We start from the raw sequence: 26017 nt of genomic DNA, 5'->3' as shown, positions 1-26017 counted from the left end.
TCAGGAACCGGCTCCTACCGTTCTGCCACTCAGCAAATGCCTGCCTTCGCTGGCTTCCTTGGCGATTCAAGGTCAGGCACTTGAATACACCGAACTGGAGAACTGGAATGTCGGTATCAGCATACAATCAGAGCGTCGCTCCTAATTTTGATAAAACTTCCCCCGGAGCGGAAAAACCCAGTAACGAACGGTCTGCCACCGCAACACGTGCTCAGGTCTCGGCAGGCATCCATTTCACCTCGCATTCCAGTCATTGCGGCCCGATATTCGGCGGCCCACCGCTGCGCCCACTCCCAGAAAATGTGCGCCCGAACCCCGGCCCACCGCCGCGCCCACTTCCAGAAAATGTGCGCCCGAACCCCGGCCCACCTCCGCGCCCACTCCCAGAAAATGTACGCCCGAACCCCGGCCCACCGCCGCGTCCGACCCCGGTGTTGCCGGACCCTCATTATTCAAAGCAGAGCAACGAGCAATTGGCCCAGGCGCTTTTGAACAATTATGACGCGTTCAGGGGGCGCTGGCCTTCGCGCTCCGTCACGCAACAGAGTTTGGAAAAAATGGCCAATCGACCGTTGACCGGTAACCCTTCAACGGACGCGAATATTCGGCTGGCGAACGAACTGCTGCGTCGTCCTGGGCTGCTGCAATCGCTCGATCGAAATGGCAGCACCGGTGGACTGGACGGGCGTTTGTCCAAGGGCGATATCAGGAGCTTTATTCAGTCAGATAACCCATTGAAATCGAAAGACGACAAGCAACTCGTTCAGGAAATGCTGAATCATTTCAATGAATTGAAAGGTGGATTCTGCAGCGGCACGATCAAGCTTCGTGACCTCCATGCGCTTGCGATGCGACCGTTGACCGGCAATCCACGCAGCGATCATCTCATCCAGTTGGCGCAGGAGGTCATGGCGCGTTCGAACCTGATGTCGGCTATGGACAACGTTCACAGTTGGCAGCGCGATGGAAAGATCTCTCGACAGGAATTGGACGCACTGCTTCGTTAGACCTGGGGCCCCCTGCTGTGCACTACGCGGCAGGGGGGCGGCAAGCGCTTGGCGCAGCCATACCCTCCAATCAGGTGGAGCTGGTTGCAAAGAGCTACCACCAAGAAAATATCCACCGGTTATTGAATGCCGATGGGGGCCTTCATCTACCGGATTAGGTCTGGACCATGAACTCGACAACATTTGAATCCCGATACTCTCAGTACAACGCCCCGAACTTGGCTGCACTTGCACAAGAGGTAAAAAATCCAAGAGAGCCAAAGGGGCTCAATCTCACATCCTCGCCGAAGTTCAGCTTCAAGGCGCCCACCGCCGAAGATTTTGACAAAGGTTCTCGGGTGTTGACGGAGGAGTCGGCGCCCAGTTCTGTAATTTCCATGTTAGCCAGTTTTTGGAGCAAGTTGTCCCGGCGCTAGATGTCGTTGTTTTTGAGCAGTGGGATTTCCAGGGTGGGGAGGCGCGGCAGGGGATCTGGTTACAAGCGCTTAACATTCCCTGGGGCATATCCAGTGTTTTGGATGACTGTCTTCGGAACCGTTGTTTTCTGGGGACCACTCAATCGCTGCTTGTGCCATCTTGATTTCGAGGCCTTTTCGAAGATCAGGCAATCAAGGCCCAGGCTACGAAATCTAGATAGGGTGGAGGTGAATCATGATTGGTCGTGTCAATAATCTGAGCTATACGCAAATGGCTGGGTCCAACACACCTGGGCCAACGGGGAGCGGTCAGTCTCGCTTTGAGGTCGATGCGCGTGCGCTGGGTAAGCCGCTGCCGGCGGCGCAGCCATTCAACACCCGTTTCGCGAACGGCGCCGACCGGCACTTCGACGGCCAGAATATGTATGGAGGCATGACAAAAGTTGGCAACCCCTTCGTCAGCTCGGATGACCATCTGCTGGCGACTGATTTGAAGAACAACCTGCCATTGCTGGACGCCTTCAAGAAAGATGGCCGGCTGACCCAGAACTCCTTACAAGAGATAGCCAAAGAGGAGCCCAGCAGCAGCAAGGTCTCAGAGCGCACCATTATGTTGGCGCGAGAGATACTTAACCGGCCCCGATTGAACGATGCGATTACTGCCAAGGGTGGCGAAATCACTCATGACAGCCTGACCAAGGCTGGCGACTCACAGATCGGCAATACCAACCCCAATACACAAAGCGCGGACCCGTTCCATGCGAAAACCGACGCTCAGGTCGTCCAGGCATTCAGAGGTATGTTTGATGATTTCAGGGATAAGTCCGAAGACCGCACATTCTTTTTCGAAAAACACCGGTACGTCAAAAAAGACACACTCATCGAGATCAGCAAGGATCCGAACCAGACTGATAAGAACGGCGAGCCTTTACGCGATGTGCGCACCGGGTTTCCCTTGAAAATGTACAGCGAACAACAGGTCTACCTGGCCAAAAATTTGATGGAACGACCAGGATTGATAGCCTCTCTGGACAGTCATAAAGCCAACGGCTACAACATCTTCGGCAGTCATAACGACGATGGTTGGTTGAAGAACTACAGCATTGACCGCTGGCTGGAGAACGACAAGGCAGAGAAGGGGAAGTAAGGTATGCAGGCGCGCATCTGCGGCTTGAAAGCCTCAAGCCGACGATGCCGCCCTACGTTCAGACCCGCAAGACTTTTCCACTGACAGCCACCGCCACAAGTAACCCTCCAATTAACAGGAAGGCGGTGGCCAGGCTGCTGCCATGGGCGATGAATCCGATTACCGCCGGCCCAGCCAATATCCCTGCATAGCCCAGGGTGGTGATGGCCGGCACGGCGATATGTTCTGGCATGACGGTCTGCTTGCCAACAGCGGTATAGAGCACCGGCACGATATTGGAGCAACCGGCACCTATCAGTGCATAACCCAGCAAGGCCATTTCCCAGGCCGGAGACAATGTGGCAAGGAATGTACCTGCCGCCGCCAGTGCGCCGCCGGCTACGATCACCCGCGTAGCGCCCAGTCGGCGCACGATGGCATCGCCGGTCAATCGCCCGGCCGTCATGGTCAAGGCAAAGGCCGCGTAACCCAAACCTGCATAGGCTTCGTCCACGCCGCGTTCGGCACTGAGGAACACTGCGCTCCAGTCGAGTACCGCACCCTCGGCCAGGAACACGATAAAACACAGGCAACCGATGAACAGCACCACGCCGTGGGGCACGGCAAACGCCGGGCCCGAACTCTCGCTGCCGTAGGGCAGCAAGTGCGGCGCGGCCTTGAGCAGTGCCGCCAGCGTGATGACGATCACTACCAGGGTCGCCTGCAGTGGCGACAGTCCTAGCCCCAGTAACGCCGAAACGCCCGCCGCACCGACAATCCCACCCAGGCTGAACAGCCCGTGAAAGCCCGACATCATGGTCTTGCCGCTGGCTCTCTCGACGATCACCGCCTGCAGGTTGACCGTGGAGTCCACGGTGCCGAGGCCGGCACCGAACAGGAACAGCCCCGCCATCAATAACGGAATTGAGCTGACCGTCGCCAGCATCGGCAATGCCAGGCAGATCATGATCGTCCCGGCGCTGAGCACGCGACGGCAGCCAAAACGCGATGCCAACGCACCGGCGGCCGGCATGGCAATGATCGAGCCGACACCCAGGCACAGCAACAACAGGCCCAGTGTGCCTTCGCTCAAATCCGCACGGGCCTTGGCATAGGGCACCAGCGGCGCCCAGGCTGCGATGCCGAATCCGGCAATGAAGAAAGCGATACGGGTCGACATTTGCTCCAGCCGTCCGGGAACCACGGGCGCTGAGGTGGGGATGGCAGTCATGAAAAATCCTTGGTTTTGCGTTCTACGAACGATGTCCGGCGTGACATCCTTGCACATCAGGCCGTGGCACGCGAGCCGGGTTCCCTTGGGATTGCGGCGGTCGGGAATTTTATTTTTACACATCTGGAACGTCAGTACGGCTCGCCGCCACACAAGCAGTATCGAGTGTGTAGGAGGCGGTCTGGAAGGTGCGTAATCCCTGCGGGGGCTTTTGAACCCCAGGGTTCTCTCGGTGGATTACCACCTTCCAGGTCGCCTTCGGCACTTGGTCAGGCAGACGTTGGCCCATAGACGTTGACCTCAACCACCTCGGCGCTACCCTTGTAACTCTCGAGCACTACCCTATCCGCCGCTGTGGCGTGCAGTGACACGCGGCGAGGATGGCGCAGGAGTTTGCGGGCATCGGCCTGATGAAACGTCCATCGAGGGGAACTGAGCGTGTAGTGCTTGCAGGATGGTGTATAGCGTCGAGATCCCACACAATCTGCTCCTCCTTCAGCACATGCCCAGGTGGACGACCTCATGGCACTGTTCTACGATGCCCGCGGCAATATCTACGGCGTGGTCAGCCCGGCCTCATTGAGAGACGCGGGCATTGCTGTACCCGAGAGCGCTGCGCGGGCTGCGCGTACCCGCAGCAACTGGACATCGTCGGCTATCGCCGCCGAATGCAGTTGGGGCTCGCTACCACGTCCGGCCGGTGCCAAGGCTCATCGCTGTGATGGCTTGCTGGTCGGGCCGTTCCAAGCCGAGCCGCCGTTTGACCTGCTGATCGTCAACACCGACGGCTCCCTGGCCGAACGCAGTGGCAACGGCTTGACGATTTTCGCCCAGGCACTCACCGACCAGGCCCTGATGAGTGAGGCCTGTGAGTTGCGGGTGCACCACGACAAATCGGACGCGGCATCACCCGTGTCGACACGGGTTGAACCGGCAATCCTTGAACAGGTCGCGGGGTTCTGGCTTGAGTTGGGGAGGCCGGGTTTCCGGCCCGAGGCGGTGGGCGCGCAGAGGGATGTGGATGAAACTGGACTGAGTCATATGAGCGAGTTGGCGGCGATCGACCCACAGTGGGCAACCAGCCAATTTGTGCGGGTGGGTAACCCCCATTGCGTGACGCTGGTCGAGCAGGTGTCGGCGTTGCCGGACAACACACAGATGCAGCAACCCGCCCTGTTCGAACCCTTGAAGGCCATTGCGTTTGCGCCGCCTGCGGGTAGTGGCCGGCCCTGTGCAGCAGGGGTGAACCTGCAATGGGCGGCGCGCCAGCCCGGCAATCGGGTCATCGCACGGGTATTCGAGCGGGGAGAGGGGCCCACCGCGTCTTCCGGAACCAGCGCCAGTGCGGTGGCGTGTGCCGCCTGGCGGGCGGGCTGGGTCGAGAGTGGCGCGGTGTCGGTGGTGATGCCAGGTGGCATTGCGCCGGTTCGCTTGCTCACTCAGGGCGAGACGTTGTTGAGCGTCAGTCTGTTCGGCACTGCGCAGCTGCAGGCATGAAGTTCTTTAACGGCTGACGCTGTAAATCAGTGTCGGCCGTTTCTATGTTAGTTAGTTATGCTGGTGTAAGTTGGTGTAGGACATTTCTTGTTATTAAGGGATGGCACACTGGCTCGTTTTATTATTTTGTAAAAGATACTTCCAACTTCGCCGTACGAAACTTCTTTTTTATTTTTAAGCGGCCGATTCCTGTCTGAAATGACTAAGCTTTGGGGCGTTCCAGCATTTTTCTCGGCCACTAATTTCACATTTGGCACGAGGGAATATCTCAGGGTTTTCATTCATTAACGACGGGTAACAACGGATGGTTAACGCGTTTTTTTCTTCACGTTTCAATCTGGTTCTTCCACCCATCAACATCGATTCGCAAGTCCTGGCATTTAAAGGCTGTGAAACCCTCGATCAACCGTATTTCATCCACATACAGGTGGTCAGCGAAAACCCTTGTCTTGATCTGGAGGCGCTGCTCCACCAACCCGCCTACCTGGATTTCGGCGAAACAAACGGGGGCCTGCACGGGTTGATCTACGCCATTGGCCGTGATGACCCCGGTCGGCGCACCACGCGCTACCACCTGACCCTGGCACCCCGGCTGGCTTACCTTGCGCACCGACGTGACCAGAGGATTTTCCAGCAGCGCAGCGTGCCACAGATCATCGCAGAGGTCCTTGAGCAACATGGCATCCTGGCGGACGCATACGTTTTCGAGCTTGGCCCCGTGGTTTATCCGCCGCGCGAGTTCTGTGTGCAGTACGCAGAGAGTGATCTTCACTTCATCCAGCGGTTGTGTGAAGAGGAGGGAATTCACTACCATTTTCGTCACAGCGTGGACACTCATCTGCTGGTGTTTGGCGATGACCAGACCGTGTTTCGGCGTTTACCCGTGCAACGCTATAGCGCTCCTGGCGGGCCACAAGCAGATGCGCCAGTTATCCAGCGTTTCGACGTACGCCTGGGCATTCGCAGCCAAAAAACGGTGCGTCGTGATTACGACTTCGAACATCCCTCCTTGCATCTGCACGACAGCGCGAGTGTAGCGTCGACACTCCCCCTTGAGGACTATCAGTATCCCGCGGGATTCACCGGTCATACCCGTGGCAAGCAATTGGCATGTCGGAGCCTGGAGCGTCACCAGCGCGACCGGCATCGGGCATTGGGCAAGAGTGATCAGCCAATTCTGCGCAGCGGGCACTTCCTTGAGATACGAGACCACCCCGACCCATCCTGCAACGACCTGTGGTTGATTACGTCAGTGCGTCATGAGGGTTATCAACCCCAGGTGCTGGAGGAAGCAACGCCCACAACCGACCTGTTCCAGGGCTATCGCAATCGTTTTACCGCAACGCCTTGGCAGGCTGTGCATCGACCGCCCCTCAGGCATCCCAAGTCGACCATCAATGGCAGCCAGACCGCAACCGTGACCGGGCCTGCCGGTGAGGACGTGCATTGCGATGCCCATGGCCGGGTGAAGGTGCGCTTTCACTGGGACCGCCTGGACAACACGGATGATAAAAGCAGTTGTTGGGTGCGCGTGGCGTCCGGGTGGGCCGGTGACGGGTTTGGTGCAACGATGATCCCGCGGGTCGGTATGGAAGTGCTGGTGACCTTCCTGGACGGGGACCCCGACCGCCCTTTGATCAACGGCTGCCTGCCGAATGCGTTGCACCGGCCGGCCTATTCCTTGCCGCAGCACAAGACCCGCAGCGTTTTGCGTAGCCGCAGTTCCCGTGGTGGTGAAGGTGCCAACGAGGTGTACCTGGAAGACCGTCGTGGCGAGGAGCTTGTCTACCTGCGTGCGCAGCGGGACCTTGAGCAACGGGTCGGTCATGACAGCCGGTTGGAGGTCGTGGGGGAGCGGCGAGAAGTCATCCATGGGCTAAGCACGGTTTACTTGGAAAGCGAAGAGCATCGTCAGGTCACCGGCGATCGCAAAGTGCTGCTCAAGGCGAGCGACTACCTTGATGTGCAGGGCGATAGCCGGACCCACGTGGCGCAGACCTTGGTCATTGAGGCTGGGCTGCAACTCCACCTTAAATCCGGTGCCAGCCTGGTAATCGATGCCGGGGCGCAACTGAGCCTCAAGGCAGGTGGAGAGCATCTGGTCATCCAGGCTGGAGGCATCTTCAGCAGTCGTCCCATCGCCCTTGGCGGTTTACCGTCTGCGACCCAATTGGCGAGCGCCTTGAGTGTGGCCGGTGCGCCAGAGGTCTCCAAGGTACAAGGCGCGATCATGACCCTGGCCAGGCAATTGGGGGCGGACTACTGCCCGGTGTGCGAGCGCTGCCGTGAAGGCCTGTGTGATTTGCCGGGGAGGGCTGCCTGATGCAGGACATGCCAGGCCACTGGATGGCCCAACAACAGCAGGTCGGGCGGCACCTGTGTTTGATTCTCGACGGGCAGAGCGCCGCGCGCGCGCCGCTGCTGGCGGTGCGCAGCTTGTCGGACTATTGCAGCGTCTATGGTGAGACGGTACTGGCGGAACTCGCGATGGAAGGCCCTGTGATCCTGCGGCTGAAGCAGATGAACGAGCCTGCATTAGGAGACCTCCTGCAACAGCCCGAGAATAACTGGGGTTGGCTGGGCAGCTTGCCGAGCGATGACCTGACGGCCGTGACTCGGCATTGGCGCGATCGTTTGCTGACGGGACCGGAAGACGCGCATTCGCTGTACCGCTTTCACGACAACCGCACCCTGGCGCGTGCGCTGGCCTATATGTCCGCAGAGCACTGGCCGGCATTCCTCGGCCCGTTGATCAGCGTCTGTTATTGGCACCAAGACCGCTGGCGCATCGCTGACAACCCGGCCCCTGGCGAGAACTCGCTGCCCGACCCGGTCCCTTGGCTGAACACACCCAACCCAAACGCCGAAGCCATCCTGCACGCCAATATCCTGCGTTACCTGTTGGCCGAACACAGCGAAGACCTGGTTGCATTGGTGGAATTCCAAGACCCGAGAATCTGGCTGAGCCAGGTGTTGGAGCAGGCGCGTGTCTGGCAATGGCGGGGGCCCGAGCGATTGGAGTTTCTGGTGGTGCGACGGTTGGAGGAGGCCATACGGGAGAGTGTTATTCGGTGGCAACCGCTGGCTGGGGAGGCACCGGCGGATCACTTTGAGCGGGTAGTGGAGCAGTGGAGACTGATGGGGAAAAAAGATGAGTAGGCGAAGGCTAGGTGTGTGGGGTGTGGTGGGGATGCTGGGGCTGACAGGGTGTGCGGGCAAGCCGGTTGATAGCTTTACGCTGGAGGTGGATCTGCCGCCGGAGTTTGAGCTTAAAACGGCCGCAAATTATTTGCCCGCTACGGGTGAATTCTGCACTTTGCCGCGACGTCGAGGAAAGAGGCCTGAGCGGAAAGTCTTTTTTACGGACTACAAACCTCTGGCAAGTCGGGTGAGTTATGAGTTGCCGCTGAACGAAAAAATCGAGGGCTGCCCTTCGGTACTGCGAAGTCTGGAGTTTGAGTTTTATGCGAAGTGGGGAAAGCGTGATACGGACGTAGGTGGAGATCGTGCAGGCATCGCCATACGAGATAGCGGGGATGATCAATCTGGAATGCCTGAGTCGGGTGTCCAGGAAATGGTTGGGCAATGTCATTGGCGGTTCAGGACGGTGGGGCCGTTTCATGCGATCAGGAAGCTTCTGCAATGTCGCTCGATAAATGAACAGGGACAGTTGCAGAAGTCTGTGGCGGGTGGTGTTGCTCACCGTGATCAATTAGCGGGAAAAACGCTCAGGTTGACGCTGACCGTCACTGATAAGGAAGAACCGGCTGTTGGTGATAACTGGGTAGTCGTTCCGGGCGGCTGGAAGCGTTGTAGAGGTAAAAGCTTTGAAGACCTTTATGCGTTTTGTAACGGCAACACCTCCGACTTTAAACCTATAAAAATGCCGGATGGTCGCGTCTGTGATGTCTATCCGTCGTGTAAATGACAAGGAGCAAGGCCATGAAGCTGGATGCAAGGAAGCAGTCTTTTTTCAGTGATAGCAAGCCGGCCTGTTCATTGCGCGGGCATTGGGTGAGCTTTTGCCTGGTCGATGAACTGGGCGCGGGAACGGCATACGGTGGCCTGCCTTATACTGTCTACGATAGTGCAGGGCAGCAATACAAAGGCAGGCTCAATGGAGAAGGGTTTGCCAAGCTGCAAGATATATATTGTGGGCCCGTGGTACTTGTTTTTGATGATCTGTATTCCGGCGCAGAGCAGACATACCAATGGCTGATGGTGCGCTCCACCTACAAGCTCCCTATCACCGAGCTTCAGGCTCGGGCTGAACAGACGCGGTTTGCCGCCTCTGATGGGCGGCGCCTCGAAAGTAATCCTGCTCAGCAAAAGGCCAACCGGTTCTATCAGGTCGAAGTGCGCGATTTGGTCCGTCATGTCGCCCACTTGCCACCGATTGCGCAGCGGAGTCATCAACCCCAGCGGCACGCATTAAAAATGATGGGCGACTTGGGGTTTGGACCGCCCCAATCAAACTTGGCAGGAATCGTGTTGTTTCCCAACAACCACACTGCTTTGGAGGTCCGGCCACTGCGAGCCTTCCGTCCGATGCTTTCAATCGAAGACGGTTTCTGCGCCTTGAACCTTTATCAGTTGGCATTGATGGCCACCTTGAGTTATTGCAACTTCGGCCAAGAGCCACCTAAAAAACCCCAGGACCAAGTGCGGTTCCCCCTTGATCCCAGCGTCGGACATCTGTTCGCCGAACAGCTTTCGGGTTTCCACGAGGCGTGGCGTTTCGATGCAGAACAAGTGCAGCGTTTTTACCCCCTTTACGAAGAGGTCCCTTACTCCCAGCGCTTTGAGATCCTTCCCTTCGATCCTGAACTGTATCCACAAAACCAACCCAAGCTGGGGGAGAAACAGGAGCATCCGGCGAATCTGCATTTCTTCGATGATGACAAATTTGGTACGGATACCCAGGCGTTTATCACCCATCACGATGAGGTAATCCTGATCGCGGTGCGTGGCACCGCCAGCGCCGCAGATGGGATGCGTGATGCAAACGCCCATCAGGTAGCTTTTGTGGAAGGTGTCGGCAAGGCACATGAAGGCTTCTACCAAGCGCACTGCGCAATGCGCAATTTCGTGCTGCGCTACCTCGACCAATTCCACACCGGCCAACGAATTATCATCTGCGGCCACAGCCTGGGCGGCGCAATCGCGCTGCTCCTGGCGGAAGGCTTACGCCGAGCGCCCGAGGGCAACTACAACATCCTCCTCTACACCTACGGCGCCCCCCGCGCCGCCGACGCCGAGTTCACTGAGGGCGCTTCAACCCTGGTCCACCACCGCATCGTCAATCACAACGACCCGGTCCCCAGCGTGCCGGCACCGTGGATGAACACCACCGCCAAACTCTGGATCCCTGGCGCCATCACACTGTTCAGCGCCCCTGCGCCGGGCGGCCTGTTGTTCGCCGCCGGTTTGGTGCGTTTGGGTGGAAACCCTTACCGACACCACGGCGAACAACACCATTTCATGCCGATCATGTTGCCGGACGGCACGCAGTCTTCGGTGTTGTGGAAGCCCGGTTGTGAGTCCATCCAGGAGGCCGGTTGCAACCGAGCCTTGCAACTCCATGGCGACATGCCCGAGCGGGATAACTTGCTGAAACAGCTGTTCCAGGCCAACCAGCACTTCATGACCGCCAGCTACATTCCGGCGGCCTGGGCGACGCTGCGTCGCTGGCAACAAACCCAGGAAAACAACGGCCCGCTGATCACACCAAGAGAGTTCGAGTTACTCGACCTGGCGCTTGAGACCATGCGCCAGCAACTGCGCAACAAGCGCCGGGAACTGGCGCGTCTAAGGCCTGCCAACGACCGAAGTTATGAACACAGCGAAGCTCTGAATACCGAAATAGACCGCTTGCACATCAGTCGAGAGCGCCTTGCGACCCTGCGCTGGCGACGCCTGGAGGCCCGTGATGTCTACGGCAGTCAAGCCCATAGCGCCCACTTGCAACCCAGCCTCAAGCGCTGGTTCAGCCACCGTGAAAACCATGAGCTGTCGCAGGTCGCCCGCATTCCTCCTGTGCTTCATCACGAATGGGGGAGGGCGCAAACACTGGATATCGATTCGATCGTCTGAGCCAGGCGTTCACGCAAACTCAACCTGCGCCGGCTGGCGCTTCATCAACACCTTGCCGTTGCGAATCGAGTAAAGCGGCAAGCCTTGGCTGCGGATGACCTCGTAGTCGCTGTCCGCCGAAAGGATCAACACGTTGGCTGGCCGTCCGGGCTCCAGGCCGTAGCGGTCACCGAGGGCCATCGCCTTGGCGCTGTTGTCAGTGACCAGGTCCAGGGCGGTTTGCAGGTTGCGGTAGCCGAGCATGTGGCAAATGTGCAAACCCGCTTCCAGTACCCGCAGGATGTTGCCGTTGCCCAGGGGATACCAGGGATCGACGATGGAGTCTTGGCCGAAACACACGTTCATGCCGGCCTCCAGCAGCTCATTGACCCGGGTGACGCCGCGACGTTTCGGGAAGCTGTCGAAGCGGCCTTGCAGGTGGATACTCTCGGTTGGGCAAGAGACGAAGCTGATTCCCGAGTGCCCCAGCAGGCGGAAGAGCTTGGCGCAGTAAGCGTTGTCGTAGGAACCCATGGCCGTGGTGTGGCTGGCAGTGACGCGGGCACCCATGTCGCGGCTGCGGGCTTCTTCGGCCAGCACTTCGAGAAAGCGTGAGTGCGGGTCGTCGGTTTCGTCGCAGTGTACGTCCACCAGGCAGCCGGTACGTTCAGCCAGGTCCATGAGGAACTTCACCGAACTCACGCCCTGGTCGCGGGTGTATTCAAAGTGCGGGATACCCCCGATCACGTCGGCGCCCAGGCGGATGGCTTCTTCCATCAACTCGCGGCCATTGCGATAAGACTCGATGCCTTCCTGGGGGAAAGCGACGATCTGCAGGTCGATCAGGTGTGTGCTTTCCTGGCGCACTTCCAACATGGCCTTTAGCGCCGTGAGGTCCGGGTCGGTGACGTCGACGTGGGTACGCACATGCTGGATCCCGTGGGCAGCGAGGGCCTGGATTGTCTTTTTGGCGCGGGTCTTGGTGTCTTCCTGGGTGATGGTAGCTTTACGCTCACCCCAGCACTCGATGCCTTCGAACAGGGTACCGCTCATGTTCCAGCGCGGTTCGCCGGCCGTCAGGGTGGCGTCGAGGTGGATATGCGGTTCGACAAAGGGGGGAATTACCAGGTTGCCGGCGGCGTCCAGGTCGTCGGCCGCCGCAGTCGGTGTCCCCGATTGCCGCGTGATACTGGCGATCCGGCCATGTTCCAGGTGCAGATCATGCAGGCCTTCACGGTTGCGCAGGCGGGCGTTGATGATGTGCATGGGCAAGTTCCTCTTGGCTAAAAACAATCAGGCAGACAGCCGCCAGATCATCAGCGCGATGCCGATGTCCAGGCGATCATAAGCATTATCCAGCGTCAGGCCGCACAGGGCTTCGATGCGCTGGACGCGGTGCGTCAGGGTGTTGCGGTGCACGGCCAGCCGCTGAGCGGCGGCCACAAGGTTACCATTCTCGTGAAACCAGGCTTCCAGGGTGGGCATCAGGCTGGGGCCATGGTGCAGGTCATGGCGCAGTAGCGGGCCCAGGCGCTCATTGAGGAACTGGTCGAGCAGGGCGCGATCACGTACGCCGCTGAGCAACTTGAGTACGCCCAGTTCGTCGTACACGCACAACCCGGCGCGCTCGCTGAAGCGTCGCGCAGCGGCCAGCGCCTGGCGGGCTTCATCCTGCGCCTGGGCCAGGTGTGCCGGTGGGTGAGCGGCGGCGCTCAGGCCGATAAACAGTTTGAGTGGTGCCAGGCGCAGGTTCAGCGGCTTGAGCCAGTTGGCCAATTGCTGGCGGTTAGCCAATGCTGCGACAGCATCCGGAGCAGGGAGCAGCATCGTCCATTGCCCGGCACGGCCCAATACCGGCAAACCGGCCGAGAGTTGACGCAATCGACGGCTGATTCTGTCATGTTGGCGAGCCAGCTGCGCCTCCACAGAAGCCGCATCACCTTGGGCAAAGAGCAACTCACTGCCTTCCAGTTGCAATTGAACCACCTGCCAATGCCCGGCCACTGCCATGCCCAGTTGTGAGGCCCGGTGCAACAAAAGATCCAGGGATTGGTAATCGCCTGTCAGCAATCGCTCCATTACATCATGCCGCGAGCGCCCCATCTGCTCGGACTGGATCAGTGCTGAACCAATGGCCTGGGTCACCAACACCATTTTCAGTGAGTAAGGCTGTTCGATCAGCGGCATGCCCGCGGCTTCGGCGGCGTCGAGCAAACGCGGGGGAATCGCCTGGATATATGCGGGCCCCGTCAGGACCACCAGTCCGGCCACCTGACGTTCGCAGGCTTCCTCTAGTAGTTGCAGCAGGTTGGCCTCGTCGCGTGGGTGATTGATCCCGGTCACGAACACCAGTTCGCCGCCCAATACCCATTCGGCGATCCCGCTGTTTTCCGCCACATACGGCCAACGCACGGCATTATCCAGGCCGGCCGCGCCGGCGCGCAGGCGCATGGGTTCGAGGCCCGGCAACGCCAGCACGTCGGCAATAGTCAGGCTCATGCCTGGACGTCAACCAAAGGCGCACGCACGCGTAGTACGGCGGTAAGCACGATGTAGGTCAACGACGCGGCGACGATACCCACCAACGGTGCGACCCAAGGCGAGTTGAACGCCAGCACGGTACCCATCCCATAGGCCACCAGCCCCGGCCAGTTGAATGCCGGCAGACGCGCATCTGCCAAGCGCGGGTACTGGCCGCGATAGCGATAGAAGAAGTCCGCCATGATCACCCCGCCAATTGGCGGGATCACCGTGCCCAGCAGAATCAAGTACGGCACCAGCATGTCGTACATGCCGAGCAACGCCAGCAGCGTGCCGATCACCGCGCCTGCCAGTGTCACGGTCTTGCGACGCTGGGTGCGCAGCAGATTGCAGCCGGCCACCGCGAAGTTGTAGATGGTGTTGTCTTGGGTGCTCCAGATGTTGAGCAGCAACATGGCCATTGCTGCCATGGCAAAACCTTGCAGCAGCAACACTTCGACCACATCCGGTTGTTGATAGACGATGGCACCGTAGGCGCCGATCAGCACCATCAAGCCGTTACCGATAAAGAAACCGATCAGGCTGGCCAGCACCGCCACCCTGGCCGAGCGCGAAAAACGTGTCCAGTTGGTGGCCTGGGTCGCACCGCTGACAAAGGTGCCGAACACCAGGGTGATCGCCGTGGACAAGTCCAGTTCACCGGTCGGCACCACCGCCAATAGCCCATCCAGCCCGCCGACTTTGGCCGTGGCCACCCACATCGACAGAAACAACAGGATGCCCATCGCCGGTACTGCGATGTAGGACAGAATCTCCAGCCCGCGATAACCAACGTACGCCGTGGCGCAGAACACCAGGCCGAACAGCACCATCAACGCCAGCACGCTGCCCTGGTTCAGTTCGAAATACTTGCCCAGCACCACGGCGGCCGTGGCGGTGCCCCAGGCATACCAGCCGATCTGGGTGAAGCCGAGGATCAAGTCACTGAGCTTGCTGCCCACTTCGCCAAAGCAGAAGCGCCCCATCAACACCGAATTCAGCCCGCTCTTGAAGGCGATGTAACCCAGGCCTGCGGCGTAGATACCCAGCAGCAGGTTACCCAGGGCCACGACGCCGAGCATCTCGGTAAAGCTGAACGCCACCCCCAGCTTGCCGCCAGCAAACATGGTCGCGGTAAAAAAGGTAAAGCCCAGCAGCACCATGGCGGTAGACGCCAGGCCTTTGCGCGCATGCATCGGGACTTCGCTGAGTGGGTAATCGTTGCCCGGTTCTTGCTGCGTCATGTGCTTTGCTCCCTGAATGAGTGACGCAGGCCTATTGCACCGCGCGTGCCAAACCGGCAGCAGTGACGAGCGCACGACGGGTGCTGTGCACCGTGCACAGTATTTATAGCTAAACAGGGGGACAACGCAGGCAGGAATGTTCGCCGTGCCCAATTGGGCGCGAAAGCGGTGCAGCAGTGATACAAATTGGATCAGTCGAACAGCGTCTGGGTGGTCTCGCCACGGTGGAAGGCGAATGCGGCCTCCAGATCACTTTCAATAGTGCGCCCCCGTGACAGCGGTGGCAGCTCGTCCAGACGGAAAAAGCCCACTTCGGTGGTCTCGAACCCCGCCATCGGTGCCGACTGATCCACCGGTTCACACAGGAAGTACAGTTTGTAGAAGTCGCGCACATCCGGTCGATACAGACCCTTGGCCTTGTGCGTCACGCTGTACAGGGCCCGCGCCGTTACCGTCAGCCCGGCTTCCTCGCGAATCTCCTTGACGATGTTTTCCGCCGCCGACAAACCGATATCCGCATAACCGCCCGGTAACGCCCAGCAGCCATCGGTCAATTCACGAACCAGCAGAATCCGCTCGCCTTGGATGACCGCCCCGCGCACGTCGATCATCGGCGTCGAGTAGCGTTTGGCAAAATCCGTGACCAACCCGGTGATGCGCTCCAAGGGCACATTGCCCAATTGCGCGAGCATGTTGTGGGCAATCTCGGCGATTTCTTCCAGGCGCTCGCGCTCGAAATCATCGGTGCAAAAGTGCAGCCCGGTGGACGCCAACGCCTGCAAGCGTTTGGCCTGGGCCAGCCAAGTGTTTTCCATGGGTTACTCCCGGAGTTGCTTGGTCATGTACACACGCCGCAGGCCATGTTCTTCGGCCCGGTGGGTCTCGACATAGCCCCGACGGATGTACAGCGTGATGTTCTCGTTCATGGCTTCGTTGGTGTACAGGCGGATGGCGGCGAAGTTAGCGCCGAGCGCCTGTTGTTCGGCGAAATCCATCAGCAACCGCCCGAAGCCCAGGCCCTGGGCGTCCGGGGAGACGGCGAGGTTATCCAGCAACAGCGCGCCGTCTGTGTCCCGCAGGACAATAAACCCCCGGACCCGCCCGGCATGCTCCAGCACATGCACGCCGCCGGCTTCCACTTGCTGGTGATAATCCTCCAGCATCGGCCCGGGCTTGCGGCCGATCCGTTCGATGTATGGCGCGTAGGCTGCCTGGACGATAGCCTCGATAGCAGCAACATCATGACTCGTTGCGGGGCGCATCATTGCAGCGGGCTCCTTGTGGGTAGGGAGCCATGACTGTAAGGGAGCCAGGCACAAAAAAACCACCGAAAGGGTGGTTTTTTCATCGCGCCGGCTTATTCGCCGCGATAGATGCAACCGCTGGTGCAGGTCTCGTGGATACGAATCGCACTGAGCTCAGGCAGCAGGGGTTTCAATTCATTCCAGATCCACTTGGCCAGCACTTCGCTGGTGGGGTTTTCCAGGCCTGGGATGTCATTGAGGTAGTTGTGGTCGAGACGTTCATAGAGCGGCTTGAAAATCGCCTTGATCTCCGAGAAGTCGCGAATCCAGCCGGTATGGGGGTCCAGGTCGCCGCTCAGGTGGATCGCCACCTTGAACGAATGCCCATGCAGGCGCCCGCATTTGTGGCCTTCCGGTACGTGGGGCAGGCGGTGGGCGGATTCGAAGGTAAATTCTTTGAAGATTTCCACAGTGTTTTCAGCTCGGTCGATGTCTGGCAGGCGGCGAGTTTAACAGCTTGATTCGTTGCTGCGCATACCGTCCCTCTGTAGGGGGCGGCTTGCGGGTGAAATGTTGATGGCAGGTGGCGAGGGGGCTTGCTGCCGCTGGCGGTTTGACAGCCGACCACACTCTAACTGTCACTCCGCGGTCCAAAAATGTGGGAGCTGGCTTGCCTGCGAAAGCGGCCTGACAGCCGACCTGGATGTTGGATCTGATCGGGTACATCCGTTATTCAGGTAACGGCTGCTATGGGTTCCGCCCTTACGGCGGCTCACTTTTGAAAAGCCCAAAAGTAAGCAAAAGGCTCTTGCCCCAACACTCGGCACCTCGCTTAGGCTCGGTGTGCCCGTAATCCGACAGGTATTTGGGGGGCCGCCGCCACGCGCCATCCATGGCGCGGGGCGGCTAAACCGGCATCCCTGCCGGTTTACCCCCCAAATCCCTGTCGAATTCCGGCCAGCGTGTTTGACGGGGCGCCTGAGATCAAAAGCGAGATCAAGATCAAAAGCTAGATCACGAGCGGCTCGCTTCGCATCGTGGTTAGTGGGGAGGTGGCGGCTACAGGGGCTGTAGGCGCTCGCCCAATTGGCCGTTATCGGCCAATGCCAGGAACTCGTCTCCCAGCCGCTGACTCTCGCTCATCGCAGTCTGCCAGTACTTGTTGCGGCTTGGGTCATCGCCCATGAAACGCTTGAAGTCGCTGCGATCCGGCAGTTTGCCGTGGGGCAGGCGGGCGAGGTAATCCTTGGACGGCGCCAGCAGCAACACATCCTGCAAACCCTGCGGGTTGCTGCGTCGCCACGGCAGGCCCTTGTCGAACCAGCCGGGGATGACCCTATCGGTGAAGTGCGGGTACAGCACGATATCGTCGCCGTGGTAGGGCAGATCAAGGTGATAGTCTAGCAGGCCGCCATCGCGGTAGGTACCGGCACCGGCGCCCGGCAGGTCGCGCACGCCTTGCATGACCATGGGGATCGAGCCCGACGCCAGCAGTGCCTGGCGCAGGTTGCCCAGTGCCAGGGGCAGGAAGCGTGAAGGGAAGTCCTTTAACGGATGCACGGGCGGCGCCTGGCGCGGGTCGTGGATGATCAGGCGTTCGAAATGCCGCGACAGCCGCGCGCGGCCTCGCAGGTTGTCGGCGATCACCGACGACAGGCCCAGCCCGAGGCGTCCACGGTGGTCATCGGCAAGCAGGCCATGACTCTTGACCACCATGATATTGAGGCGGTAGTCCGGGTTGTCCAGCACCCGTGCATCGCGGCCGGCCAGCAGGTCGTCGAGCATGCGCTGGCAACTCTGGCTGACCTCGGCCATGGTCACGCCTTTGGCAAAGCGTTGCTCATTGTACAGGCGACCGAGGTCCAGCAGGCCTTGCACCGGGTCGGGCAGGCACGCGCTGGCAAACCGCCAGGAGCCGATGGATGCACCGACCAATGCCCGCTCCCGTGGCGAGCGGGGTAACCAGTCGCCGAACAGCGCCAGGTCCAATCCCTGGATACCCAGTGCCTTGGGGCCGCCGGCTGCGCCGGGCAGGATGCCGACGTCGGCCGGCGTGAGGCCTTGCTCGCGAATGCGGGCAAAGGCGCGTTTGCCGGCCTTGAGCGTCAGCGCGGGAAACTTGATGTGGATGGCTGTCATACCGGTCTCTGTTCGAGCGAGCGGGGCATTATAGAAAATCTCGCGGAATGTGTGAAAAGGCCTTGCAGGGAATTGCCATGGTGGCAATTCAGTTTCAGTTAAGTTGCAGCGCGTACGGTGACCGGCGTAGGAAAACATCCTGTAACGGAGACTTATCATGAAGCGCCTCACCGCGCTGTTTGCTGCCGGTATCATCGCCCTCACGGCGACCCAGGCCCAAGCCGTGGACCCCGACAAGCCACTGAAAGTGCCGGCCACTGTTACTATTGTCGCCTTCGATCAACTGGAAGCCACGGCCCTGGCCCTGCACCCCGGTTCGACACTGCTGGACACCGACCTGGACGAGGCCTACGGCAAGTACGTCTACGAGGTCGAATTGGAAGATGCCCATGGCATCGAATGGGACGTTGAATTGGACGCGCTCACCGGGCGGGTTCTCAAGAATCATCAGGATACGTAATGAAGGTAAATCTATGCGCCAGCAGTCGTGTCGCGCTGGTGCTCATGGCATTCTGCTCCAGCCTGGCGGCCCGCGACCTCAATCAGGATGAGGCCTTGGCGCTGCGTCAGCAGGGGGTGATCCTGCCGCTGGAGCAACTGTTGCAGCAGGCCATGGCGCGCTACCCCGGCTCACGCCTGCTGGAGGCTGAGCTGGAAAAGAAACACGGCCAATATGCCTATGAAGTGGAGCTGGTGACCACCGAAGGCGTGGTGCGCGAGATCAAGCTGGACGCCAGCACCGGTGTGCTGATCAAAGACGAGGAAGACTGATGCGCCTGCTGTTGGTAGAAGACAACGTGCCTCTGGTCGATGAACTGCTGGCCGGCCTGCAACGCCAGGGTTATGCCGTCGACTGGCTGGCGGACGGGCGTGATGCGGTGTACCAGGGCCGAAGCGAGCCCTACGACCTGATCATTCTTGACCTCGGCCTGCCGGGCCTGCCAGGCCTTGAGGTGCTGGCGCAATGGCGCGCTGCTGCGCTGACCACGCCGGTCCTGGTGCTTACCGCCCGCGACTCCTGGGCTGAGCGCATCGAAGGACTCAAGGCGGGCGCCGATGATTACCTGAGCAAACCCTTTCACCCCGAGGAACTGCACCTGCGCATTCAGGCGCTGTTGCGCCGCTCCCATGGCCAGGCCAACCAACCCACCCTGCAAGCGGCTGGCCTGCACCTGGACGAAGGCCGTCAGTGCGTGCTGCGCGATGGCGCGGAGATCCAACTGACCGCCGCCGAGTTTCGCCTGTTGCGCTACTTCATGCTGCACCCCGAACAGATCCTGTCCAAAAGCCACTTGGCCGAACATTTGTACGACGGTGAGACCGAGCGCGACTCCAATGTGCTGGAAGTTCACGTCAACCACCTGCGCCGCAAATTGGGCCGCAGCGTGATCGAAACCCGGCGCGGCCAGGGTTACCGGTTTGGCGCCAGCCCTGCATGAAGTCCATCCAACGACGCCTGAGCCTGGGGCTGATCAGTGTGATGGTGATCGTCGGCGTGGTGCTGGCACAAACCAGCTTGTGGTTGTTTGAAGCCGGTTTGCAGCGTTACCTGGAGGCCGGCTTGCGCAACGACGCCGAAAACCTGTTGGTGGCGCTGGTGCGTGGACCGAACGGCGTTCAGCTGGATGAACAACGCCTGTCGCCAGCCTACCAGCGTCCGTTTTCCGGGCATTACTTCCGCATCGACTTTGCCGATACCCACTGGCGCTCGCGCTCGCTGTGGGATCAGGAACTGCCGCGCCTGCCCGAAGCCGGGATCAAGGGCAATCTGCAACTAGGGCCGGAAGGCCAGCAACTGCTGGTGCTGCGTTCGGACTACAAACGCTTCGGCCAGTCGATTTCCATCAGCGTGGCCCAGGACTACACCCCGGTGCGGGAAAGCTTCCGTCTCATGCGTCAGATCGGTCTGGTGCTCGGGCTGGCGGCGCTGCTACTGGTGCTGATCCTGCAACGGGTGACCGTGCGTCGGGCCTTGCGTCCGCTGGAAACCGCACGCAACCAGATCGCCCAACTGCAACAGGGCCAGCGTTCACAGCTCGACACCCAGGTGCCGCTGGAACTGGAGCCGTTGGTGGCGCAGATCAACCACCTGCTGGCGCACACCGAAGACAGCCTCAAGCGTTCACGCAATGCCTTGGGCAACCTCGGCCATGCCCTCAAGACTCCGCTGGCGGTACTGTTGAGCGCCGCATCGAGCGAGGCGCTGAAGGATCGTCCCGAACTGAGCAAGCTGTTGCGCGATCAGTTGGAGCAGGTGCAACAACGCCTCAACCGTGAGCTCAACCGTGCACGCCTGGCTGGGGAAACCCTGCCGGGCGCGCTGTTTGATTGCGAAAAAGAACTGCCCGGTCTGCTCGCCACCCTCAACATGATCCACGGTGAACACCTGGACCTGAGCTACCACGCTGCGTCGGGCCTGCAACTGCCTTGGGACCGTGAAGACCTGTTGGAGCTGCTCGGCAATCTCCTGGATAACGCCTGCAAATGGGCGGATGCCGAGGTGCGCTTGACCGTCACCGAGGCTGAGCACAGCTACCGGTTGGCGGTGGAAGATGATGGTCCCGGTATTCCTGAAACCCAACGCGACCAGGTGTTCAGTCGAGGCACGCGCCTGGATGAACAGATCGATGGCCATGGCCTGGGGTTGGGGATCGTGCGGGACATCGTTGAGGTGTGGGGCGGGGTGTTGCAGTTGCAGGAAAGCGAGTTGGGCGGGTTGAAAGTGCTGATCGAATTGCCGAAGCGTCAGGGATAAGCCTGTCGCTTCGACAAGGGTCTGATCAGACCCTGAACTGATCCATCAACCCCTGCTGCTGATTCGCCAGGCTGTTCAGCGCCTGGCTCACCCTTGCCGATTCATTCGCCTGTTCCGACAGCGACTCAGTCACATCGCGAATCGTCGCCACATTGCTGTTGATCTCCTCGGCCACGGCGCTTTGTTCTTCGGCGGCGCTGGCGATTTGCAGGTTCATGTCGCTGATCACCGTCACGGCGTCGCCAATCTGGCGCAAGGCCGTCACGGCTTGCCCAACCTGCTCGACACTGCCCTGGGCCTGGCGATAGCTGTTGCCCATGGCGCCGACCACCTCTTCGGTGCCGCTTTGCAGGTGCTCGATGACCACGCGGGTTTCTTCAACCGATTCCTGGGTGCGTTGCGCCAGGTTGCGCACTTCGTCCGCCACCACCGCAAAGCCACGGCCGGCCTCACCGGCGCGGGCGGCTTCGATGGCGGCGTTAAGGGCTAGCAAGTTGGTCTGCTCGGCAATGCCGCGAATCACTTCGAGCACCGAACCGATTTTTTCGCTATTGGCGGCCAGGCCTTCGACCTGGGTCATGGCCGTGCTCATGTCCGCCGCCAATTCCCCGATATTACGCGTGGTGTGGTCGATCACCTTCAAGCCATCACGGGTGGCCTGGTCGGCGTCGCGGGCGGCTTGTGCCGCCTGGGCAGCGCTGCGCGCCACGTCTTGGGCCGTGGCACTCATCTCATGGGACGCGGTGGCCACCTGGTCGACCTGGCGGTATTGCTGTTCCATGCCGGCGCTGGTTTCAGTGGCAATCGCAGCGGATTGATCCGCAGTGCCACGGGCGTCCTGCACCGAGCGTTTTACCTCGGCAATGATCGGTTGCAGCTTGTCGAGGAAGCGATTGAACCAGCCGGCCAACTGGCCCAGCTCGTCCTGTTTGTCGTAGGCCAGGCGGCGGGTGAGGTCGCCTTCACCGCTGGCGATGTCTTCCAGCATGCGGGCCACGCCGAGGATCGGGCGGGTCACGCTGCGTGCCATCAACCACACCAGGATCAAGCCGACCACCGCAGCCAGCAGGCCCAGGCCCAGTTCCAGCAAGGTGCCACGGGTGTTATCGGCGTCCATCTGTGCTTTCAGCGCTTCAGCAGGGCCGACCAGGACTTTCTCCGGCACATCGAGCAACACGCCCCAGGACTTGCCGTCCGGGATTGGCGCGAACGGTGCCAGTACCTTCAGTTGGTGGTCAGTCCGCAGGCTACGGATTTGCGTGCTGCTGGCCAGGGCGCCGATCAGTTGCGCACCGTTGGCGGTATCGACCTGGTCCAAGCGTTGGCTGAGTTTACTCGCGTCCGGGCTGTAGCCGGCGAGCAACCCGGTGGGGCTGAGGATGCTCACCTGGGTCTGGCCGTCGTACAGCTTGTGGCTGGCCTGTTGGCTCACGGCCTGCAGGCTGTTGAGGTTGATGTCCACTGACAGCGAGGCGATGACTTTGCCGTTGACCATCAACGGGAAGACGATGCTGGTCATCAGCACGTTTTGCCCGTTGATTCTGTAGAAATACGGTTCGATCACGCACGGCTTGAGCGTGGTGCGTGGGCAGGTGAACCAGGCGTTAGCCTTTTCACCGCTGGGACCGACGCTGGTGTCGGACATGTCGCTTTCCGGCAGCGCCATCGACTCTAGCTTGCCGGGTGTAGGCTGCGACCAGTAGAGGGCGAAGCGGCCTTTGTCGTTACTGCCCAACTCGGCCTGGCCGGCGAACAGCTCATCCTTGCCGTCCAGGGCGTTGGCTTCGAACACCAGGGACAGACCGAGCAAATCCGGGTTGGCCTGCAACGCAGCCTTGACCTGGCGGGTCAGGTCTTCACGGGTGTCGAAAGCGTCGAGAAAGCGCTTTTCGGCCTGCTCACGCAAGAACAGCACCTGGCGGGAAAAACCATGGCCGTATTGATAGGCGTCCATGAATTGGCGACGAATGCCCAATGCCTGCACTTCGCCTTGGGCCTCGATGCGCGCCTGGGCGGCCTCATCCAGCATCTGCATGCTGGATGCCTTGACCTGCTGCGAACTCTGCTCCATGCGATACAACGACAGACCCACCAGCAGGGTCACGATTCCCAGCAGGCAGAGGCCGGCGAGCAGGGTGATTTTCCATTGAATGGAGAGCTGTCTAAGCGACATCGGTACATCCTTACCTGAAAACACATAGAGGCTCTATATCGGCGGTTTTGGAGTTTTCTTTATTCAAACAGTCAATTTAAACCTGCTTTTGTGAAGAGGGCGTTTCTGTGGTGAGCGAGCTTGCTCGCTCACCACAGGTTTTTGACATGAGCGTCCGCCTGCTGCAAAGTGCGCGCCCTCTAATAAGACCTCCTTCAAGCCTGCACGCTGGCTGCCACCCTATGGCCGCCTGGGCGCGGGCATGCCTGTTTTTTAAGTTTTTCTGCTTGAGGTAACCATGATTAACGCAGTCATTGCCGCGGTCGGCACCATGCTGGTGCTCAGTTTGTCCCGCGTGCATGTGGTCATCGCCATCATCGTCGGCGCCCTGGTGGGTGGCTTGACCGGTGGCCTGGGCATCGACGCCACGCTCAAGGCCTTCAACGGCGGCTTGGGCGGTGGTGCAACCGTGGCATTGTCCTACGCCTTGCTCGGCGCTTTCGCCGTGGCGATTGCCAAATCCGGCCTGGCCCACGCCTTGGCTGACAAGGCGCTGCTGCTGGTGGACCGCCAGGAAGCCAACGGCGGTAGCCATGTCAAATGGCTGCTAATCGGCCTGTTGTGGGTGGTGGCGATTGCGTCGCAGAACATCCTGCCGATTCATATCGCGTTTATTCCGCTGCTGGTGCCGCCCTTGTTGTACGTGCTGACCAAGCTGCAACTGGACCGCCGCCTGATCGCCTGCGTGATGACCTTCGGCCTGATCACGCCCTACATGTTCTTGCCGGTGGGCTTTGGCAATATCTTCCTCAACCAAATCCTGCTGGCCAACGTGGCCAAGAGCGGTGTGGACATCAGCCAGGTCAACGTTACCCACGCCATGAGTTTGCCGGCGCTGGGCATGGTGGTGGGCCTGCTGGTGGCGGTGTTTATCAGTTACCGCAAGAAGCGCGTGTACGACCTGGAAAAAATCGAGCGGGTCGAGCAGGTGGCGGTGCAATACAACCCGCTGACCCTGCTGGTGGCCGGCCTGGCGATTGCCTCGGCGTTCATTATCCAACTGTGGCTGGACTCGATGATCATCGGCGCCCTGGCCGGCTTCCTGATCTTCTCGGTGTCGGGCATCGTGCGCTGGCGCGATACCGACGACCTGTTCACCGAAGGCATGAAGATGATGGCGATGATCGGCTTCATCATGATCGCCTCGTCAGGCTTTGCCGAAGTACTCAAGGCCACCGGCGACGTGCGCTCGCTGGTGGAAACTTCGGCGGCATTCATCGGCCACAACCGTGGTGTCGGCGCGTTGTTGATGTTGCTGGTGGGCCTGCTGGTGACCATGGGCATCGGTTCGTCGTTTTCCACGGTGCCGATCCTGGCCGCGATCTTTGTGCCGCTGTGCGTGCAACTGGGCTTCAGCCCGGTGGCCATCGTGTGCATCGTCGGCACGGCCGGTGCACTGGGTGATGCCGGTTCGCCCGCTTCGGATTCCACCCTCGGTCCGACCTCCGGCCTGAATGTCGACGGTCAGCACCACCATATCTGGGACACGGTGGTGCCGACGTTTCTGCACTACAACATTCCGTTGCTGGCGTTCGGCTGGCTGGCCGCCATGACCCTCTGACACCCCCCAACCTGTAGGAGCCGGCTTGCCGGCGATGGCGTCCGCGAGACCGCTATCGCCGGCAAGCCGGCTTCTACAGGTATTTCGCAACCGGCCGATAAACTCTCAAGTCGCCACGAATAAGAGAGAAAAGCCATGCGTCTGAGCCTCAAGGCCAAAGTCCTGTCCCTCGCCATAGTGCCGGTGTTGCTGTTTGCCGTGGTCATCAGCCTGACCACCGTGTGGATCCTGCAGGGGCAGGCGCGCAACGAGGTGGATGAAACCCGCCAGCGCCTGCTCAACGACGCCAAGGCCACGCTGCAAAGTTATGTCGAAGTGGCCATGACCACCATCAAACCGCTCTACGACGCGGCGGCCCCCGGCGATACCGCCGCCCGTGCCCAAGTGGTCAAGCTCCTGTCGAACACCCGCTACGGCAAGGACGGTTACTTCTTCGGCTACGACTCCGAGACCATCCGCCTGTTCAAGGGCAACAGCCCCGACGGCGTGGGCAAGAGCTTCAAGGACAACCGCGACCCCAATGGCGTGTACGTCAACCGTGACCTGGTCAAGGTCGGCAAGGACGGCACCCACTACCTGCAATACAGCTCGACCCAGCCGGGCCAGACCGAACTGGTGCCCAAGCTCGGCTACACCGAATACCTGCCGAAATGGGACATGGTCATCGGTACGTCGGTGAACCTGGACGGCATTGAGGCCCAGGTCGCGGTGGTCGAAGCCAAGGTGCACAAGCGCATGGAGGGCGTGCTGCTGAGCATTCTCGGCGTGGCTGTGGTGGTGTTGTTGGTGATCGCTGCCGTGGGCATGCTGCTGGCCAATACCATCCTGCGCCCGCTGAACCTGATGAAAGCCAACCTCGACGACATCGCGGCCGGCGAAGGCGACTTGACCCGCCGCCTGGCCATCACCAGCCAGGACGAACTGGGCGACCTGGCGGGCGCGTTCAACCGGTTTGTCGACAAGATCCACGGCCTGGTGCGCCAGATCACTGAG

20 protein-coding genes and 3 pseudogenes are annotated in these 26017 nt (G+C 60.3%); 13 read left to right on the top strand and 10 right to left on the bottom strand.

Annotated elements, in window-relative coordinates:
- The first annotated feature begins 107 nt into the window (after positions 1-107).
- Both ACP7C6_RS26470 and ACP7C6_RS26465 read left to right on the top strand, forming a co-directional pair.
- Complete coding sequence (locus tag ACP7C6_RS26470) at positions 108-1007, top strand: hypothetical protein (protein WP_426109458.1); 900 nt, start codon at positions 108-110, stop codon at positions 1005-1007.
- Between the two features lie 651 nt (positions 1008-1658).
- On the top strand, positions 1659-2570 hold the full coding sequence (locus ACP7C6_RS26465; protein ID WP_323989967.1) for a hypothetical protein: 912 nt from the start codon (positions 1659-1661) through the stop codon (positions 2568-2570).
- Between the two features lie 58 nt (positions 2571-2628).
- Here the strand turns inward: ACP7C6_RS26465 and ACP7C6_RS26460 are convergent, their stop codons facing one another.
- Positions 2629-3780, bottom strand: a complete 1152-nt coding sequence (locus tag ACP7C6_RS26460) for an MFS transporter (protein ID WP_028619555.1) — start codon at positions 3778-3780, stop codon at positions 2629-2631.
- Positions 3781-4302: 522 nt separating this feature from the next.
- Between ACP7C6_RS26460 and ACP7C6_RS26455 the strand changes: the two genes are divergently transcribed.
- From ACP7C6_RS26455 to ACP7C6_RS26435, 5 genes are all read left to right on the top strand, one after another.
- Positions 4303-5277: a diaminopimelate epimerase gene (locus ACP7C6_RS26455; protein ID WP_426109457.1), complete on the top strand. Its 975-nt coding sequence runs from the start codon at positions 4303-4305 to the stop codon at positions 5275-5277.
- 304 nt (positions 5278-5581) lie between these two features.
- Positions 5582-7600: a type VI secretion system tip protein TssI/VgrG gene (gene tssI, locus ACP7C6_RS26450; RefSeq protein WP_426109456.1), complete on the top strand. Its 2019-nt coding sequence runs from the start codon at positions 5582-5584 to the stop codon at positions 7598-7600.
- On the top strand, positions 7600-8436 hold the full coding sequence (locus ACP7C6_RS26445) for a DUF4123 domain-containing protein (RefSeq protein WP_426109455.1): 837 nt from the start codon (positions 7600-7602) through the stop codon (positions 8434-8436). The genes tssI and ACP7C6_RS26445 overlap by 1 nt, the downstream gene beginning before the upstream one ends.
- Entirely contained in the window at positions 8429-9205 is a 777-nt protein-coding gene (locus ACP7C6_RS26440; RefSeq protein ID WP_068931747.1) for a hypothetical protein, read from the top strand. Before ACP7C6_RS26445 ends, ACP7C6_RS26440 begins: the two co-directional genes overlap by 8 nt.
- Positions 9206-9219: 14 nt before the next feature.
- Entirely contained in the window at positions 9220-11370 is a 2151-nt protein-coding gene (locus tag ACP7C6_RS26435) for a lipase family protein (protein ID WP_426109454.1), read from the top strand.
- Between the two features lie 9 nt (positions 11371-11379).
- Here the strand turns inward: ACP7C6_RS26435 and codA are convergent, their stop codons facing one another.
- The 7 genes from codA to ACP7C6_RS26400 form a co-directional block, all read right to left on the bottom strand.
- A complete protein-coding gene (codA, locus tag ACP7C6_RS26430; RefSeq protein WP_305384539.1) occupies positions 11380-12615 on the bottom strand; it encodes a cytosine deaminase in 1236 nt (411 codons plus the stop codon).
- A gap of 27 nt (positions 12616-12642) precedes the next feature.
- Positions 12643-13848, bottom strand: coding sequence for a PucR family transcriptional regulator (locus ACP7C6_RS26425; protein ID WP_426109453.1), 1206 nt, complete (start codon positions 13846-13848; stop codon positions 12643-12645).
- The gene (gene codB, locus ACP7C6_RS26420) at positions 13845-15113 is read right to left on the bottom strand and encodes a cytosine permease (RefSeq protein ID WP_028619563.1); all 1269 of its coding nucleotides are present in this window, start codon (positions 15111-15113) and stop codon (positions 13845-13847) included. Before codB ends, ACP7C6_RS26425 begins: the two co-directional genes overlap by 4 nt.
- 191 nt (positions 15114-15304) lie before the next feature.
- Positions 15305-15928 carry an NUDIX hydrolase gene (locus ACP7C6_RS26415; protein ID WP_028619564.1) on the bottom strand — a complete coding sequence of 208 codons (624 nt, stop codon included), beginning with the start codon at positions 15926-15928 and terminating at the stop codon, positions 15305-15307.
- Positions 15929-15931: 3 nt separating this feature from the next.
- Positions 15932-16378, bottom strand: coding sequence for a GNAT family N-acetyltransferase (locus ACP7C6_RS26410; RefSeq protein WP_426109452.1), 447 nt, complete (start codon positions 16376-16378; stop codon positions 15932-15934).
- Positions 16379-16470: 92 nt separating this feature from the next.
- Positions 16471-16827 (bottom strand): 6-carboxytetrahydropterin synthase QueD, encoded by a 357-nt coding sequence (gene queD / locus ACP7C6_RS26405; RefSeq protein ID WP_003190259.1) that lies wholly within the window; start codon positions 16825-16827, stop codon positions 16471-16473.
- A gap of 589 nt (positions 16828-17416) precedes the next feature.
- Positions 17417-18496 carry a patatin-like phospholipase family protein gene (locus ACP7C6_RS26400; protein WP_426109451.1) on the bottom strand — a complete coding sequence of 360 codons (1080 nt, stop codon included), beginning with the start codon at positions 18494-18496 and terminating at the stop codon, positions 17417-17419.
- 157 nt (positions 18497-18653) lie between these two features.
- On the opposite strand from ACP7C6_RS26400, the gene ACP7C6_RS26395 reads away from it, so the two are divergent.
- Genes ACP7C6_RS26395 through ACP7C6_RS26380 form a run of 4 tightly spaced genes read left to right on the top strand, consistent with a single transcriptional unit; the run spans position 18654 to position 21251 of the window.
- The gene (locus tag ACP7C6_RS26395; RefSeq protein ID WP_028619568.1) at positions 18654-18956 is read left to right on the top strand and encodes a PepSY domain-containing protein; all 303 of its coding nucleotides are present in this window, start codon (positions 18654-18656) and stop codon (positions 18954-18956) included.
- Positions 18956-19267, top strand: coding sequence for a PepSY domain-containing protein (locus ACP7C6_RS26390; RefSeq protein WP_028619569.1), 312 nt, complete (start codon positions 18956-18958; stop codon positions 19265-19267). Before ACP7C6_RS26395 ends, ACP7C6_RS26390 begins: the two co-directional genes overlap by 1 nt.
- Entirely contained in the window at positions 19267-19935 is a 669-nt protein-coding gene (locus ACP7C6_RS26385; RefSeq protein WP_028619570.1) for a response regulator transcription factor, read from the top strand. Before ACP7C6_RS26390 ends, ACP7C6_RS26385 begins: the two co-directional genes overlap by 1 nt.
- Complete coding sequence (locus tag ACP7C6_RS26380; RefSeq protein WP_068931753.1) at positions 19932-21251, top strand: sensor histidine kinase; 1320 nt, start codon at positions 19932-19934, stop codon at positions 21249-21251. The genes ACP7C6_RS26385 and ACP7C6_RS26380 overlap by 4 nt, the downstream gene beginning before the upstream one ends.
- Positions 21252-21276: 25 nt before the next feature.
- On the opposite strand, the pseudogene ACP7C6_RS26375 reads toward ACP7C6_RS26380, so the two are convergent.
- Positions 21277-21864 (bottom strand): annotated as a pseudogene (locus ACP7C6_RS26375) (methyl-accepting chemotaxis protein); the annotation flags it as partial.
- Positions 21865-22134: 270 nt separating this feature from the next.
- Positions 22135-23205 (bottom strand): annotated as a pseudogene (locus ACP7C6_RS26370) (HAMP domain-containing protein); the annotation flags it as partial.
- Between the two features lie 499 nt (positions 23206-23704).
- Between ACP7C6_RS26370 and ACP7C6_RS26365 the strand changes: the two are divergent.
- Both ACP7C6_RS26365 and ACP7C6_RS26360 read left to right on the top strand, forming a co-directional pair.
- Positions 23705-25024 (top strand): Na+/H+ antiporter family protein, encoded by a 1320-nt coding sequence (locus ACP7C6_RS26365; RefSeq protein WP_163002114.1) that lies wholly within the window; start codon positions 23705-23707, stop codon positions 25022-25024.
- 135 nt (positions 25025-25159) lie between these two features.
- Positions 25160-25981, top strand: a pseudogene (locus ACP7C6_RS26360) (cache domain-containing protein); the annotation flags it as partial.
- Between the last annotated feature and the right edge of the window lie 36 nt (positions 25982-26017).

This window comes from Pseudomonas sp. TWR1-1-4 (genome assembly GCF_049897165.1).
Classification (GTDB): domain Bacteria; phylum Pseudomonadota; class Gammaproteobacteria; order Pseudomonadales; family Pseudomonadaceae; genus Aquipseudomonas; species Aquipseudomonas canadensis.
This window is presented reverse-complemented; position numbering and strand designations above follow the sequence as displayed.

Excerpts from the sequence above, each read along its gene's own strand:
- ACP7C6_RS26435 (WP_426109454.1), top strand. The coding sequence starts at position 9,220 with ATGAAGCTGGATGCAAGGAAGCAGTCTTTTTTCAGTGATAGCAAGCCG.
- ACP7C6_RS26440 (WP_068931747.1), top strand. The coding sequence starts at position 8,429 with ATGAGTAGGCGAAGGCTAGGTGTGTGGGGTGTGGTGGGGATGCTGGGG.
- ACP7C6_RS26400 (WP_426109451.1), bottom strand. The coding sequence starts at position 18,496 with ATGACAGCCATCCACATCAAGTTTCCCGCGCTGACGCTCAAGGCCGGC.
- tssI (WP_426109456.1), top strand. The coding sequence starts at position 5,582 with ATGGTTAACGCGTTTTTTTCTTCACGTTTCAATCTGGTTCTTCCACCC.
- ACP7C6_RS26385 (WP_028619570.1), top strand. The coding sequence starts at position 19,267 with ATGCGCCTGCTGTTGGTAGAAGACAACGTGCCTCTGGTCGATGAACTG.
- ACP7C6_RS26465 (WP_323989967.1), top strand. The coding sequence starts at position 1,659 with ATGATTGGTCGTGTCAATAATCTGAGCTATACGCAAATGGCTGGGTCC.
- ACP7C6_RS26445 (WP_426109455.1), top strand. The coding sequence starts at position 7,600 with ATGCAGGACATGCCAGGCCACTGGATGGCCCAACAACAGCAGGTCGGG.
- ACP7C6_RS26410 (WP_426109452.1), bottom strand. The coding sequence starts at position 16,378 with ATGATGCGCCCCGCAACGAGTCATGATGTTGCTGCTATCGAGGCTATC.
- ACP7C6_RS26415 (WP_028619564.1), bottom strand. The coding sequence starts at position 15,928 with ATGGAAAACACTTGGCTGGCCCAGGCCAAACGCTTGCAGGCGTTGGCG.
- ACP7C6_RS26460 (WP_028619555.1), bottom strand. The coding sequence starts at position 3,780 with ATGACTGCCATCCCCACCTCAGCGCCCGTGGTTCCCGGACGGCTGGAG.
- ACP7C6_RS26380 (WP_068931753.1), top strand. The coding sequence starts at position 19,932 with ATGAAGTCCATCCAACGACGCCTGAGCCTGGGGCTGATCAGTGTGATG.
- codA (WP_305384539.1), bottom strand. The coding sequence starts at position 12,615 with ATGCACATCATCAACGCCCGCCTGCGCAACCGTGAAGGCCTGCATGAT.
- ACP7C6_RS26425 (WP_426109453.1), bottom strand. The coding sequence starts at position 13,848 with ATGAGCCTGACTATTGCCGACGTGCTGGCGTTGCCGGGCCTCGAACCC.
- ACP7C6_RS26390 (WP_028619569.1), top strand. The coding sequence starts at position 18,956 with ATGAAGGTAAATCTATGCGCCAGCAGTCGTGTCGCGCTGGTGCTCATG.
- ACP7C6_RS26455 (WP_426109457.1), top strand. The coding sequence starts at position 4,303 with ATGGCACTGTTCTACGATGCCCGCGGCAATATCTACGGCGTGGTCAGC.
- ACP7C6_RS26395 (WP_028619568.1), top strand. The coding sequence starts at position 18,654 with ATGAAGCGCCTCACCGCGCTGTTTGCTGCCGGTATCATCGCCCTCACG.
- codB (WP_028619563.1), bottom strand. The coding sequence starts at position 15,113 with ATGACGCAGCAAGAACCGGGCAACGATTACCCACTCAGCGAAGTCCCG.
- ACP7C6_RS26470 (WP_426109458.1), top strand. The coding sequence starts at position 108 with ATGTCGGTATCAGCATACAATCAGAGCGTCGCTCCTAATTTTGATAAA.